The organism is Pontiella agarivorans, assembly GCF_034531395.1.
GTDB lineage: Bacteria > Verrucomicrobiota > Kiritimatiellia > Kiritimatiellales > Pontiellaceae > Pontiella > Pontiella agarivorans.
This window is the reverse complement of sequence record NZ_JARVCO010000010.1, coordinates 902780-916797: the sequence shown is the minus strand read 5'-3', so window position 1 is coordinate 916797 and position 14018 is coordinate 902780. Positions and strand designations below refer to the sequence as shown.

Sequence of the window (14018 nt, the reverse complement as noted above, 5' to 3'; positions counted from 1 at the left end):
ACACAGAATACACGGAAAGAACAACGTTTTAGATTTTCCGTGTATTCTGTGTATTCTGTGGCTTTACTGATTTTATGAATGTTGAGTTTAAACCAATTGGAATCATCCGCTCGTGCTACACGGATAAATTCGGCATACCGCGCCAACCGGGGCTGGTGAAAAGTGCGACAGCAACACTGGAGTTGCTTTCCCCGTTTAATCAGCCTGAAGCCTTCCGGGGGCTGGACGATTTTTCCCACCTCTGGATCTGCTTCATGTTCCACGCCACCGCTTCCAGGGATTGGAAACCCACCGTGCGCCCGCCCCGGCTCGGCGGGAACCGACGCGTCGGTGTTTTTGCCTCACGCTCCAATTTCCGACCCAACCCAATCGGACTCTCGGTCGTTGAACTACTGGCGGTGAACGGGACGGTTCTCCAACTCGGCGGCGGCGATTTTCTCGACGGCACACCCGTGCTCGATATCAAACCCTACATCCCCTACTCCGATTCTTTGCCGGAAGCCCGGGGCGGGTTTGCGAACACAGTTCCAACTCCTGAAAATTCGGTGATTTTTCTGCCGGAGGTTCTCAAACAGTTCCAGACACTGGAAACCCCCGAGCGTCCCCGCCTTAAACAGCTGATCACCGACATGCTCGCGTTCAATCCGCGCCCCGCGTATCAGGGGGATGACCCGGAGCGCGTGTACGGCACCTCTGTTTTTGATCTCGAGGTGAAGTGGAAGCAACAGGATAACCAAGTGACCGTTATTGCGGTAACGTAGCCGGCGCGACCTGCTTCTTTGCCGCCATTCGATCAATCTCTTCCTGCTTAACGGCGCTGGACGTTTTGCCTCCATTGAGTTTCATAAACTCGCACTGCTCGACATCTTCGGCTTTGAGCTGTTTTGTGGCAACCGGCAGCCAGAGCGAGGTGGCCGGCACATAGGTGATGACCAGCAGCGCCGCAATCATGGCCCCGAAAAACGGCAGCAGCGTCGGTGTCACTTTGGCAATGGTGGATTTGCCCACGCCGCAGCCGATAAACAGACAGGTGCCCACCGGCGGTGTGCAGAGCCCGATACAGAGGTTCGCAATCAGCATAATCCCGAAATGCACCGGATGCATTCCGAGTTCAGAAACCACCGGAAGAAAGATCGGCGTGAAAATCAGGACAGCCGGTGTCATATCCATAAATGTACCGACAAAGATCAGCAGCAGATTGATGGTCAGCAGAATCACCATCGGATTTTCCGAAAGTCCAAGCAGTGCGGCACTGACCGTCTGCGGAATATTGGCCATGGTCATGATCCAGCTCATGCCGGAGCTCGCCCCGATCAGCAGCATCACCACCGCTGTAGTAATTCCGGTATCGAGCAGAATCTGCGGGAGATCTTTGAGCGGAATTTCGCGATAAACCACAACCGACAGGAAAAAAGAGTACACCACGGCAATCGCCGCTGCTTCCGTGGCGGTGAACCAGCCAAGCAGAATGCCGCCGATAACGATAAAAATAAGCAAAAGCGTGAGCACGGCGGCCCCGAAACTTTTCACGATTTCAGCCAAACTCGACCGTTCTTCGCGGCGGTACTTATGTCGGAAGGCGAAGTAGCCGCAGACCAGCATAATGAACAGTCCGGTTACGATACCGGGCAACACGCCCGCCATGAACATGGCGGCTATGGATACCGAACCTGCGGCCACCGAGTAGACAATCATGATATTGCTCGGCGGAATCAACAGCCCCGTCGTGGCAGCCGTCGTGGTGACCGATACATTAAACTCCCGGCCGTACCCTTTACGATTCATCTCGGGAATCATAAATCCGCCCACGGAGGACACCGCGGCGGCGGCCGACCCCGAAATGGAACCGAACAGCATGCAGGTGAGTGTATTTACATAGGCCAGTCCCCCGGGAAGAAACCCGACGATCGTTCCCGCAAAATCAATCAGCCGCCGGGCCATGCCGCCACGCCCCATGAGGTGACCGGAGAGAATAAAAAACGGAATGGCCAGCAACGCAAAACTGTTCACCCCGTTGGCCATTTTGGCGGCCACCATAATGGTAGGATCCGAGCCTTCGGCCAGAATCGCGAAAAACGTGGCCAGCGCAATCGACACCGCAATCGGCACATTCATAACCAGCATCAGTACAAAAACAGCGACCAGAATCAGAGCAACCATTCCCATTATTCAGCCTCCGGCTTTGCGAGAATCACCTCGATGAGATTTTCCAGCGTATAAATGACCATGAACACTCCGGCAATAGGAACGGCGAGATATACATGACCCATTTTCCACCCCAACGCCGGGGTGGTCTGCTCAACGACCAGTGCATCGCGAACGACCTGCCAGCCGCCGATGATAAAAATGGAAACGGCAAAAAAGAGCACCACCAGGTTGGACACCACCGCCATCAGTTTCCGGACTTCCGGATCAAATTTTCCGACAAAATAATCGACACCAAGATGACCCTTTGTACCGAATGCCACCGCTCCGCCGAGCATGGATACCCAAACCAGCAGAAATCGCGCAAGTTCCTCCGTCCACTTAGCCTGTTCATTAAGAATATGGCGGGTAAACACCCCCCACACCACATCGAGCACCAGCAGCAGTACGGCAATAATCAGGGCCCCGTTAAGGACCTTGGTCATTCCATCTTTCACCTTAAGCAGAGCGGTCGGCATCACTTCACCTCGGCAATATTTTTCAGCAAATCGCGAACTTCAGGATTTTCGATCCCGGCCAACAGCGGTGCAACCCGGGCGGCAAATGCGGCGGTATCCACTTCATACACCGTGACCCCTTCGGCTTTAGCCTGTTTGAGCGATTCAATCGTTTTCTCCTCCCAGAGTTTCCGCTGGAAGACAACCGATTCATCGGCCGCCTGCTGCACCCAGGTCTGCACCTGCGGATCGAGCTTATTCCAGACTTTGGAACTGATCATCAGCATGTCCGGAATCCGCGTATGGCCATCCAGCGAAAAGTGTTTGCAGACTTCATAGTGTTTATTCGAAGTAAAGCTCGGCGGATTATTCTCCGCGCCGTCAACCGTACCCTGAGCCAGAGCGGAATAAAGCTCGCCCCAGGCAATCGGCGTCGGCGCCCCGCCGAGTGCTTTAACCATATCCATCGCCGTCTTCGACGGCATGACCCGAATCTTCAACCCCTTGAGATCGTCAGGGGTGCGAATCGGCGTATCCTTGGTGTAAAAATTACGGCTGCCGGCATCGTAGTAGCAGAGACCGCGCAGGAATTTTGATTCCCCCTTTTTCAGCATGGCTTTACCGATCTCTCCGTTGAGCACCTTCCAGTAGTGATCCGAATCCCGGAAAACATACGGCAGCGCAAAGACCGACATCGCCGGAATAAAATTTTCCATCGCGGCGGCCGAGGTTTTGGTCATCGCCAGCGATCCGTTCTGCAACTGCTCAATGCACTGCACCTCGGAACCGAGGACGGAACTCGGATAGATGTCAATAGAGACCGAGCCGGACGACAACTCCTCCAGCCGGTCTTTCATATACACCATGGCTTTATGGACCGGATGCCCGGTATCCAGCCCGTGCCCCAGCTTCAGCACCAACCGGGAAGTACCCCCGCCGGCGTTCTGCTGCCCGCGTAAAAAGATAGAAAAACCAACCGTAGCCAACAGGCTGCCTACCAGAATTCCACCGATAAAATAGGAAAGTCCTTTGTTCATCACTACCCCCTTAAAAAACGATATGGCTATCATTTCAAACGTTTGAGATCAATCTTTTCCTCATCAACTCAACAACAGATTTCTCTGGCATCAACTCCAAAGCGGTAGACACAGATCTGGCGATATTCTCCGCCGGGTTCCAACCGTGCAGACGGAAATGTTCCGATATTCACGGCATTGACATGATTTTGAGTTTCCAGACAGAACCCACTGTGCCGCCGATAAAGCTGACCGCCTTTTCCGTCTCCGCCCACAAAAAAGCCCTCATAAAAAACCAGACTGCGCTGATCCGTAAAACACTGCACAGAACGCCGGCTTCCGGGATCCGTCACTTCGGCGGCCGGCGCGAGTGTACCCGGTGCATCCAGCACGTAATATTCCCCGTGTCCGCCCTGCTGGCCTTCGGTGTATTCCCGGATCGGCCGGGCTATGCGGAAATCATACACCGAACCACTCACCGGCTCCGTTTCTCCCGTCGGAACAAACCGCTCATCAATGAGCAGCCGCTTACTGGCATTGATGCTTAACCGGTGATCCAGCGTACTGCCGGAACCCGCCAGATTGAAATAGGTGTGGTGGGTCAGATCGCATACCGTCGGTCGATCCGCCGTCGCCCGGTACTCCAGCTTCAGCTCATTTCCGTTCGTCCATGTGAAGAGCAATTCCACCGACAACGTTCCCGGATACCCCTGATCGCCATCCGGACTCTCCAGGAACATCCGCACAGATTGCTCATCCACCACTTCCGCATTCCATATTTTCCGGTGGAAACCGCCGGGACCGCCGTGAAGATGAGTCTTCCCTTCATTCGCCGGCAGCGGATACCGCTTCCCGTCCAGCTCAAAACAGCTTCCGCCGATCCGGTTGGCCACCCGGCCGATGGTCCTGCCGATGTAGTGCGGGTCGTTTTCATAGCCGGACACGTCATCAAAACCGAGCACCACATCCGCCACAGCGCCTTCAGCATCGGGCACCTCAACCGAAACCACCGCCGCGCCATAGGCGGAAAGTTTAACCCGGTACCCGCCCGCGTTCGTTATAATGAAGGCGGGCACAGTACGGCCGTCACTCAGTTTTCCGAATGCTGTCTGCTCAACCGGCATACCTGTTCCGAATTTACGGCCGCTCCAGAATCAGACCGAGGGCATCGGTTTCATAATCCTGAAAATGACGCCACGGCGCACCACCCAGCCACATCAGCACCTTATAGCCCTCGCCGGCGACCACCATCGGACGGATGTTTTTATATTCCGAATCAAACGTCAGTTGTTTCCAGTCAATGGAAGAAACATCATCGTCCGGACCGATTTCCGCCGTATAAATTTCATGAACACCGCCCGTCGGCTTTCCGGTTGACGGATTCACATCGGTGGAAATATACACCTGTTGCGGATTTTCCGGATCAAAGGCGAACAGGCCGGTATAGCTGCTTTCACGTTCATACAGGCAGGTGCCGCCGAACGCGATCTGACGATCGTTCCATTTTTCCCCGTCCCAGGACGCAATGCGGTAGTGATGATCCGTGTGCGTATGATAAACGGAATAACCGATATGCGGATGCCCGGCGGCATCACTGGCGATGGCTACGGTCCAGGCCGAATTGGAAACACTGTGCGTATTCCCTTTCCACTCCTTGATTTCACTGCCCTTATAGATTTTCTCCGCCTGCACGGTCACCAGCGGACCCTCCGAAAGCTCCTTAATTTTTGTGCCGTCTACACGGTAGAATGCACCGTTTCTGAACTCGGCATAATACAGGCTGTTTCCATACTGGCGCGGATGCGCATCCGTGAACGAAATGCCGACGGTATTTTCATCGATCTGCTGATACCGCGCATAAGGGCGCTGGCGGCTTCCGATATCGTGCGTAATGAAATGCGTGTACTCGCCCCATGTTTCGCCATCGTCGGTCGATGTAATAAACGCCGGGTTGAAGTGCTGTCCGTCACGGAAAAAGCAATAGAGCTTATCTTCATCTTTCATGGTGTACAGATTCATATACGTGACGCCGCGTTTATCTTCATAAACATGATGAAACGCCTTCCGCGGTCCCCACTTCAGATAATCTGCAGGATCGGAAATATGATAATGGTGAATCTTTTCCCGGCCGTGCTTGGCGTAGACTGTCAGCAGACTGCCGTCCGGACGGACATAGAAAACCGGCGAATTATGATCATCGCGCTGAAATGCCGGATAAAGTACCGCATCACCCAGCGGTTTATCCGCCTTCAGATCATACACGCCCACCTTGGCATCGCCGTTTTTTCCATTGATGCCGCCGATGATCAGTTTGCCGTTATGAATAATTGCGCGCGGATCCTCATACCAGCACCAGCCGGTCTCTTTTGAGAATGTTGTGAATGCGGTAGTCTTTTTTTCAATGGCCGGAACGTTTCCGCCCAACAGCTTATACACTTCGGATCCGGCCGCCAGAAAAGCACCGATCCCGTAAACTTCTGTTTTATCCGCAAATGAATCTCCGGGAGCCGCCCCGACCGGCTGTACAAAGCCCAGCATACCCTCTTCAGTCACACATTCCGTCAACGCCTGCCAGGCCCGGAAAAGTACCGGCTCATAAGTGGCCCGATCCAGCAGGCCGTTATGAATCCCCCAGGCCAGACCGAACGTAAAGAATGAGGTACCGCTGGTTTCCTTCACCGGATAGGCGTCAACGCCACCCAGCAGGCCCATACTCCACGTACCATCTTCGCGCTGGCAGTTCTTCAGGCTTTCCGCCATCTGTTTAAAGAGCTCAATATAAAACGGACGTCCTTCCCAATCCGCCGGTAGATCCGAAATCATCAGCGCCAGCCCGCCGAACACCCAGCCATTGCCGCGCGCCCAATAAATCTTCCGTCCATTCGCTTCCCGTTTCTTAAAGAAAGAGGAATCGCGCCAGAACAGATGATCCTCTTTATCCCAGAGCAGATCATAGGTGGCATGATATTCCTGATCCATAAAATCGAGGTATTTCCGCTCACCGGTCACCTTGGCCAGCCGTGCCCAGACCGGCGGCGCCATAAACAGCGCATCGCACCAGCCCCAGCGGTGGTGGCAGTCGGTCTTATTTCTACCCTTTCCATATCCACTCCATTCAAGCGAACCGGTTTTCGGATGCGCCAGAATCCAGTCAAACCGCTCCTGCGTCGGCCGAAGCATCGCCGGATCTTTTTTCTTCTCGTACAGCGAGAGATAAAACTGACCGACCGTATGATCGTCGGCATGATAGGGTCGGTGATGTAATTTCCATCCGTTGCGCTCACCGATCATCATGAGAAATGCCTCGACATCAGGATCCCCGGAGACCTTGCGCCACTCATTCATCCCGGCATACAAGGCTCCCATATGCCACGTCAGATCATGCCATTTTGGAGGAAATTTCCCTTCCGGCATTTTTTTGCGGGAAGAAAGAGCCCGGTATCTGCCCGAATCTTCAAACGTTTCAATCTGCCAATCCGCCACCTTTTTCGTCAGCGCCTTGACCGATTCCGCTGTAGGCTGCCCGGCATGAGCGCTCATTCCCAAACCGCTTATAATCGCCATACCCAGTATGACTTTAAGATGTATACTTCTCATCATTCTATTCTCCTGATAATCTGACTCTAAACTCGATGATCTCATTCGTTCCTGCCGTCACAGGAACATCGATTTCCACTCGTTTTAACCCTTTAATTCGACGATCCAGTTTGAGCGGAGGAGGATCGAGCGAAACCACGTTCAGTTCCGCCGCCGGATGGGACAGCATTTCCAAATGCAACATCTTCCCCGTCTGACGAAGTACAGCCCCTCCGTTCATTCGTTCCACCTCGGCCGCCGTTATCAACTGCCAGGTAAGCCGCCGGGTCTTTTCCGATGCAGCAATCCGGTCTTCAATAACGAGCGATGCCGGACCGTCTTGAATAAAACGACGCGTTGCACGTTTAACGTTTTTTCCATACACCGCAGTTAAATCGAAAGCGGCAGACGGAGTTTCGCCGTCCTTGAAATCGATCAGCGGAGCATAACCATCCACCTTGAACAGCTCATCGTTGACCGTCAGAGTGCTGTGCCCGAAATTATTTTTTGTCAGCAGCGTCCAGCGCTCACTGTCCTGCTCTTTTCCCCAGAGATTAAAACCGGTCTTTTCCAAATCGTAATACCGCTGGTTCCCAGAATCGAGTACCCAGCGAACCCCATCCAATTCAAAAACAAACGATCCGGCATCCATATTGCCATGGCTGATTGAGGCCCGACCGCCTTTCCCGCCGAAATAGTAGCTGCGGGAATCGGATGCACCCCCGGAAAAAACAGCAATCGGGTTTTGGCCGTCCCCTTTCCAGGCGGTCGGCAGAGAGCCTACCGTTGTTTTCTGACCCTGCGAAAGCCAGGCAAGAGCCGCTCCCGCATGGCGATCCAGTTTACCCATCTGATCCGCCGGACGCAGAAAACGATCCCTTTCGAAAAAATCCGGATTTGCGGTCTTTGCGGCAAACCAGGCCAGAATGAGGTCGCCATTCGGACTCCGGCGCTCACCGCAATCGGCAAAATTGTAATACATTCCGGAAGGCGCATTGCACAACGCTCGGAAAACTGCACTTTCCAGAAAACCGGGAACAGCGGAAATTCCGAAATCAGAACCGAATGCACTTTCCAGCATTGCAATGGTGATGACCGAATAACCGGTCCCGTATGCCCAATACGTCGACCCCTCCGGATAAAGTCCGTCCGGCGCATATTCAACCAATGCATTCGGCATTTTTTCCAATGCCCGCCGAATCGTGTCTGCAGCAAACTCCGGCTCATCATCTGCCAGCAAAATAGCCGCAGCAATCATCCCCCCGTTACAGACCTGGTTCCAGTTATTGGAAGAGCTCACAATACGGGCTCTGCCCTTTCCATCCGCATCCAGCCCCTTTTCCATTAACGCCTTTTTCGCCAGTGCAACGGTTGATTCCGGAAGATCCCCGCCGCACCAATCCAATGCAAGCGCCACAGCCAGCGACATCTCAGCGACATCGAGGTAATGCTTTGGATTCCAGTTGGAAAAACTGCAGACAGCAATCAGTTCATCATTCAGCCGGGCAAGCATTTCCGGCGGTTTCTCCATCAGCCAGACCGCACCCAGCATGTTCACGCGGTAAAGCATTTCCCGGGAAGTACCCAGCAGACGCCGCCCCTCCATCTTCCGCGTCAGCAATGGAGTTTCCAGCACCTGACCCGCATTCCGCTTTACAGCCTGATACACATGCTGAAGAACTTCATCGGTTTCAAGTTTTGCCTTCAACCCGGCAACAATCGCAGGCGTATAGACCAGCCGCGGATGGTCCTCCGAAAGATGGTCCTGCAGATACTCCACCGACATCGGATTATCCAGCACCGGCAGCACAGCATCCGGTGCGGCTTTTGCATTAAAGTACACCATGCAACCAACCGCAAAGATGAACAATACGATGTCATTTTTTTTCATCATCAGCAGTTCCGCCTATCGCCCCATCCATCCGCCGTCAACCACCATGGTATGTCCGGACATATAATCCGACGCACTCGAAGCCAGAAATACAATCGGACCGGCAAAATCTTCCGGATTGCCCCAACGGCCTGCCGGAATGCGATCAAGAATGGCCTTGCTGCGTTCGGGATCATCCTGCAAGGCCTGCGTGTTATCCGTGGCAATATAACCCGGAGCAATGGCATTCACCTGAACACCTTTGCCCGCCCACTCATTCGAAAGCGCCATCGTCAACTGGCCAATGCCCCCCTTGCTGGCCGCATAGCCGGGAACGGTAATACCGCCCTGGAACGTCAGCAACGAAGCCGTGAAAATAATCTTACCGGTTCCGCGAGCCGCCATCTCTTTTCCGAGTTCGCGGGAAAGCACAAACTGCGCATTCAGGTTCACTTCGATGACTTTGTCCCACAATTCATCGGAATGCTCTGCCGCCGGAGCGCGCAAAATCGTTCCGGCATTATTTACCAGAATATCGATCTGCGGGAAGTCGGCCTTAACCTGTTTGATGAAGGCATACAGCGCCGTGCGATCGCTGAAGTCGCAGGCATAGCCCTTGAACGATCGACCACGTGCGGCTACTTCCTTTCCAACCGCGCTGCCTTCGGCTTCCAATGTGGCACTCACGCCAATGATATCCGCGCCGGCTTCCGCCAATGCGATGGCCATTCCTTTTCCGATTCCCCGCTTGCAACCCGTAACGAGTGCAGTTTTCCCCGCCAGATTAAATTGATCCAAAATCATTACTTCAAATTCCCGATCGCAATATGATCCATATCATCAAAACGCTGGTTCTCACCGCCCATGGCCCAGCAGAAGGTATAGGCCTTTGTGCCGCAGCCCGAGTGGATCGACCACATCGGGGAAATCACCGCCTGTTCATTGGAAACCACGATATGCCGCGTTTCATCGCCCGGCCCCATCATATGGAAAACACGCGACGTTTCATCCAGATTGAAATACATATAGACTTCGGTCCGGCGTTCATGCGTATGGCACGGCATCGTATTCCAGACACTGCCCGGTTCAAGCGCAGTAAAGCCCATCACCAACTGACAGCTCTTGATCCCGTTTTCGTGAATGTACTGATAAATCGTGCGCTTGTTGGAATCCTCCAGCGACCCCAGCTCCAGCGCATTGGCATCCGCCTTTTTCGCCTGAGTCGTCGGATACGTCGCATGCGCCGGGTAACTCACCAGATAAAAGCGCGCCGGTTCCGCGCCGTTGACAGAATCAAATGTGATCTCTTTGGACCCACGGCCGATATACAGTCCGTCGAGATTTTCCATCCGGTATTCGGTTCCGTCCACGGTCACCGTTCCGTTGCCGCCGATATTCAGCACGCCGACCTCGCGGCGCTGGCAGAAATAATCCGCCGCCAGTTCAGCTCCCGCTTCCAGCTTCAGACGTCCACCCGTTGGAACAGCCGCACCGATAATGGAACGCTCCACTTCACTGTAAAGCAGGTTCAGAGCCCCCTCTTCAAACAGCTCCACCAGAAACGCTTCGCGCAGTTCATCCGTGGTCATCCGTTTATATTCATTTTTCCCTACGGTGTATCTAACGTTCATTGTCTTTTTCCTTATTTTAAAATTCCATACTCATCAGGATTTCGCAGTCGTAGTCCTGATAACGCCGGTACGCTCCGGCAAACCAGAACAGCGCATTTTCTCTGCCCCGCACAATCACCGGACGCAGCTGATTATTCACCGGATCGTGCGTCAGCTGTTTCCACGTCCAGCCCCCGGCAGTTTTTGTTCCTTTAAACAGCTGATAGATCCGCTTCGGCAGCGGTTTTCCTGTATCAGGAAAAACATCGGAAGAAATGACCACTTCCTGATCATCCGCAGGGTTCAGCGCAATGCCGCCGGCATAATGCTGCTCCTTCGGATAGAGATTGCTTCCCGCAAATGCAATCTCCTCACATGCCCACTTTCCATCCACATACCGCGCCGTCCAGTAGCGCATATCAGTACCCATCTGTCCGCTGGGCGATGAAATAAACGCACCGAACGGCTGCCCGTCCTGATCGTATTCCATATCCCAGACCCAGCCGCGCCCATTCGCCGTACTGCCGTCGAAAACCAGCGTCCCATCGTCCGGCTTCATCGGATTTCTTTTCAGTTCCTCCACCGTCCGGATCACGGTTCCGTCCGATTGATGAAAGGCTCCGGCTTCATAGTACATGTGGTACACATTATTCTGTTTGCAGTTGCGCGGATGTCCATCGGTATAAAGCAGGTCAATGCGGTTCCGGCCATTGGAAACATATTTGATATAGGGCCGGTCATTACCGACACCGATATTGATCAGCTGAATCGGTTCAGCCCACGTTTCCGCTTCGTCATCGGACGTGGTGAAATGCGGGTTGAAATTATTGCCCCGGAAAAAGTTGTAGATCCGGCCGTTTTCATCTTCCACCCGGTGCAGGTTCTGATACGTCACGCCACGTTTGCCATGGCTCATTCTGAAACTCCGTTCTTCGCCCACCACAGCCTCTTTCCATTGCCACAGCGTCAGCTTGCGCTGATAAAAGTTTTTATGCGTTCCGTGCGTCGCATACGTCACCAGTAGACGTCCATCCTTCAGCGGCAGAAAGGCCCCATTGTTATGATCGTCCTTCTGCTCCCACGTGCTGAGCACCATTTCCTTCCGGGCATGTGCACTCGGCATTTTTTCCAGCCCGAAAGCGGTCATCGCGGTTTTTCCGTCGCTTCTCACATAGCTGGCATAGAACACATCATTATGCAGAATCACGCGCTCATCGTTATACCACGTCCACGCGCCGTCATCGGCCACCGACCGCGGTTTAAACGGATTTGCAATCTGCTCTTCCATTTTTTCCAACGGTTGGAACTTCAGCATTTCCACACCGGCCAGAATGAAAGCACCGACGCCGTAATCCTTCGTATCCTCCGCCCGCGTTTCGTGCGGCGACCCCGCCACCAGCTGGCAATAACCCAGACGGCCTTCCGGCGAAACGCAGTCCATCAGCCCTCGCCAGCCGCGCATCACCACCGGCTCAAAATATGCACGCGGCAACCAGCCTTCATTCACGCCCTTGGCCAACGCAAAAACAAAAAACGATGAACCGGTTGTTTCTTTGGTCGGCAGCCATTCCGGATCGTTCACGCAGGCCCGCCACAAGCCGTCCTCGCCCTGATATTTCGCCAGACTGAAACTCAGCTCTCTGAAGAGCTCAATATACTGCTGCCGCATCGGATCGTTTTCATTCAGATACGGAATCAACCGCGCCAGTCCGCCGATGACCCAGCCGTTGCCGCGTCCCCAGAACACCTGCTTTCCATTCGGTGTCTTCAGTTTTTCGGTCTGCGCCTTGCTGTTGCGGTAAAAAAGGTGTTCATCAGGATCATAAAGAAAATCCACGGAATCCCAGTAGAGTTTGTGCAGCTGATCAAAGTAGCGTTTATCCCCGGTGGCCTTCCCCATACGGGCATACACCGGCGGCGCCATATAAAGCGCATCGCACCAGCTCCACAGGTTGCGCCCGATAAACGGCACATCCTTCTTTGCCCATTGATGCAGCTCACCCGGTTTCAGCACTTCGCGCTCCAGCAATGGATCAAGTTTCTCTTTCAGCTTTGCAAATTTTTCATCGCCGCCCTTCAGAAAATAAATATCCAGATAGGTCTGTCCCGGACAGACATCATCCGCATGAAAATAATTATTGATATCCCACTCCGAGGCTTCGCCCCATTTCATCGTCTGTTCCAGATACCATTCATCGCCGGTCTGCTCGTAAGCCGCAACAAATGAAGAAAAGAAGGTGCCGACCAGCCAGTTTCTGGTCGGGATATTTTTCCCATAAAGATGCAGCTGATATTCCGCCGCCGAACGGATGGTCGAATGGATCGTCTCCTGCCGGAAAGCATATTCATCCAGTTTGGAATACGGCTCCGCAACGGCGGATACGGTCAGAAAAGCGGCAAGCCCATACAGTATATTCTTCGTCATCATTTTCCCCGGTTAAATCCTTTCAGATACGCATTCCAGTCATTGGAAGTTTTAATTTCGCCGGCGCGTTCCCAGCCATAACCGGCCCAGTATTCCACCTGTCCGTTCCGGTCGGTTTTCGTAATCAGCAGCGCATGGCTTTCATCTTTCCGGTCCGAATTCACCGGTTTAAATTCATCAATCCGTGACGGATCCATCACCACACCGGTCCCCAGACCATCGCCATCAATCGTTTCCCAGCAGGCCATCCAGCCCTCTTCCGTATTTTCCGATACCGCCGCTTTTCCATCATGCGTGGTCAGACCGACGGCAATCGGAAGACCAGCCGCAATTTCCCCGTTTTTCCGGAAGGTCGAGGTCGATTTAAACAGGCGATCGCCCAGCTTAATCGAAATCTGTTTCTCTTCGGTATAAACATCGCCGTCATGCTCCCACGCATAGGAAAGCACAAAAACCGACTCCGCAGGTTCGCACTTAATAACCCGCCATTCCCGGTACACATTGGATGTGATTAAACGGCCGTCGATCCACAGCCCCAGACCGCCGCAGCCGCGCGAAGAACCCACATGATACGGATCATACCCCTCGCCCCAGTCCCGATGGTAGGTCTTCTCCTTCATCTGACCGTACCATTTATCAATCACCGGATAATCCACCCGCTTCAGCCAGCAGTCGATCCCGCTGTCCTCCCTGCCCTTGCGGAACGTCGGACCATACATGCGGAACGCAATCTTATCGTTCTCCCACGCGAAATCATCTGAACGCTCCGGGACATACCGACAGAAGGTCTCCGGTTCCTGCGATTCAGCACAAGCCGGTAACAAAGCTCCCGACAGTGCCGCCAATGAAATAATCAGAATTTTTTTCATAGTCCCGTAA

At 53.6% G+C, this 14018-nt stretch carries 11 protein-coding genes; 1 reads left to right on the top strand and 10 read right to left on the bottom strand.

Features of this window, described 5'->3' with window-relative positions:
- Positions 1–74 precede the first annotated feature (74 nt).
- Positions 75–761 carry a tRNA (N6-threonylcarbamoyladenosine(37)-N6)-methyltransferase TrmO gene (gene tsaA / locus P9H32_RS11185; RefSeq protein WP_322608979.1) on the top strand — a complete coding sequence of 229 codons (687 nt, stop codon included), beginning with the start codon at positions 75–77 and terminating at the stop codon, positions 759–761.
- Here tsaA and P9H32_RS11180 read toward each other — a convergent pair.
- The 10 genes from P9H32_RS11180 to P9H32_RS11135 all read right to left on the bottom strand — a co-directional run bounded on the left by P9H32_RS11180 (position 745) and on the right by P9H32_RS11135 (position 14008).
- On the bottom strand, positions 745–2166 hold the full coding sequence (locus P9H32_RS11180) for a TRAP transporter large permease (RefSeq protein WP_322608978.1): 1422 nt from the start codon (positions 2164–2166) through the stop codon (positions 745–747). The genes tsaA and P9H32_RS11180 overlap by 17 nt on opposite strands.
- Positions 2166–2663 (bottom strand): TRAP transporter small permease, encoded by a 498-nt coding sequence (locus tag P9H32_RS11175; protein WP_322608977.1) that lies wholly within the window; start codon positions 2661–2663, stop codon positions 2166–2168. Before P9H32_RS11175 ends, P9H32_RS11180 begins: the two co-directional genes overlap by 1 nt.
- Entirely contained in the window at positions 2663–3679 is a 1017-nt protein-coding gene (locus tag P9H32_RS11170; protein ID WP_322608976.1) for a TRAP transporter substrate-binding protein, read from the bottom strand. Before P9H32_RS11170 ends, P9H32_RS11175 begins: the two co-directional genes overlap by 1 nt.
- A gap of 68 nt (positions 3680–3747) precedes the next feature.
- Positions 3748–4782, bottom strand: a complete 1035-nt coding sequence (locus P9H32_RS11165) for an aldose epimerase family protein (RefSeq protein ID WP_322608975.1) — start codon at positions 4780–4782, stop codon at positions 3748–3750.
- A 13-nt stretch (positions 4783–4795) separates the two neighbouring features.
- Positions 4796–7258 (bottom strand): glycoside hydrolase family 88 protein, encoded by a 2463-nt coding sequence (locus P9H32_RS11160; protein ID WP_322608974.1) that lies wholly within the window; start codon positions 7256–7258, stop codon positions 4796–4798.
- A gap of 1 nt (position 7259) precedes the next feature.
- Positions 7260–9128 carry a heparinase II/III domain-containing protein gene (locus P9H32_RS11155; RefSeq protein ID WP_322608973.1) on the bottom strand — a complete coding sequence of 623 codons (1869 nt, stop codon included), beginning with the start codon at positions 9126–9128 and terminating at the stop codon, positions 7260–7262.
- A 12-nt stretch (positions 9129–9140) separates the two neighbouring features.
- Complete coding sequence (locus P9H32_RS11150) at positions 9141–9905, bottom strand: SDR family oxidoreductase (protein ID WP_322609314.1); 765 nt, start codon at positions 9903–9905, stop codon at positions 9141–9143.
- A 2-nt stretch (positions 9906–9907) separates the two neighbouring features.
- Positions 9908–10735, bottom strand: coding sequence for a 5-dehydro-4-deoxy-D-glucuronate isomerase (kduI, locus tag P9H32_RS11145; RefSeq protein WP_322608972.1), 828 nt, complete (start codon positions 10733–10735; stop codon positions 9908–9910).
- Positions 10736–10751: 16 nt separating this feature from the next.
- Positions 10752–13139 (bottom strand): glycoside hydrolase family 88 protein, encoded by a 2388-nt coding sequence (locus P9H32_RS11140; RefSeq protein ID WP_322608971.1) that lies wholly within the window; start codon positions 13137–13139, stop codon positions 10752–10754.
- A complete protein-coding gene (locus P9H32_RS11135; protein WP_322608970.1) occupies positions 13139–14008 on the bottom strand; it encodes a DUF4861 family protein in 870 nt (289 codons plus the stop codon). The genes P9H32_RS11140 and P9H32_RS11135 overlap by 1 nt, the downstream gene beginning before the upstream one ends.
- Between the last annotated feature and the right edge of the window lie 10 nt (positions 14009–14018).

Bases quoted from the DNA above. Each gene is read 5' to 3' on its own strand.
- tsaA (WP_322608979.1), top strand. From the start codon at position 75: ATGAATGTTGAGTTTAAACCAATTGGAATCATCCGCTCGTGCTACACG.
- P9H32_RS11180 (WP_322608978.1), bottom strand. From the start codon at position 2,166: ATGGGAATGGTTGCTCTGATTCTGGTCGCTGTTTTTGTACTGATGCTG.
- P9H32_RS11175 (WP_322608977.1), bottom strand. From the start codon at position 2,663: ATGCCGACCGCTCTGCTTAAGGTGAAAGATGGAATGACCAAGGTCCTT.
- P9H32_RS11170 (WP_322608976.1), bottom strand. From the start codon at position 3,679: ATGAACAAAGGACTTTCCTATTTTATCGGTGGAATTCTGGTAGGCAGC.
- P9H32_RS11165 (WP_322608975.1), bottom strand. From the start codon at position 4,782: ATGCCGGTTGAGCAGACAGCATTCGGAAAACTGAGTGACGGCCGTACT.
- P9H32_RS11160 (WP_322608974.1), bottom strand. From the start codon at position 7,258: ATGATGAGAAGTATACATCTTAAAGTCATACTGGGTATGGCGATTATA.
- P9H32_RS11155 (WP_322608973.1), bottom strand. From the start codon at position 9,128: ATGATGAAAAAAAATGACATCGTATTGTTCATCTTTGCGGTTGGTTGC.
- kduI (WP_322608972.1), bottom strand. From the start codon at position 10,735: ATGAACGTTAGATACACCGTAGGGAAAAATGAATATAAACGGATGACC.
- P9H32_RS11140 (WP_322608971.1), bottom strand. From the start codon at position 13,139: ATGACGAAGAATATACTGTATGGGCTTGCCGCTTTTCTGACCGTATCC.
- P9H32_RS11135 (WP_322608970.1), bottom strand. From the start codon at position 14,008: ATGAAAAAAATTCTGATTATTTCATTGGCGGCACTGTCGGGAGCTTTG.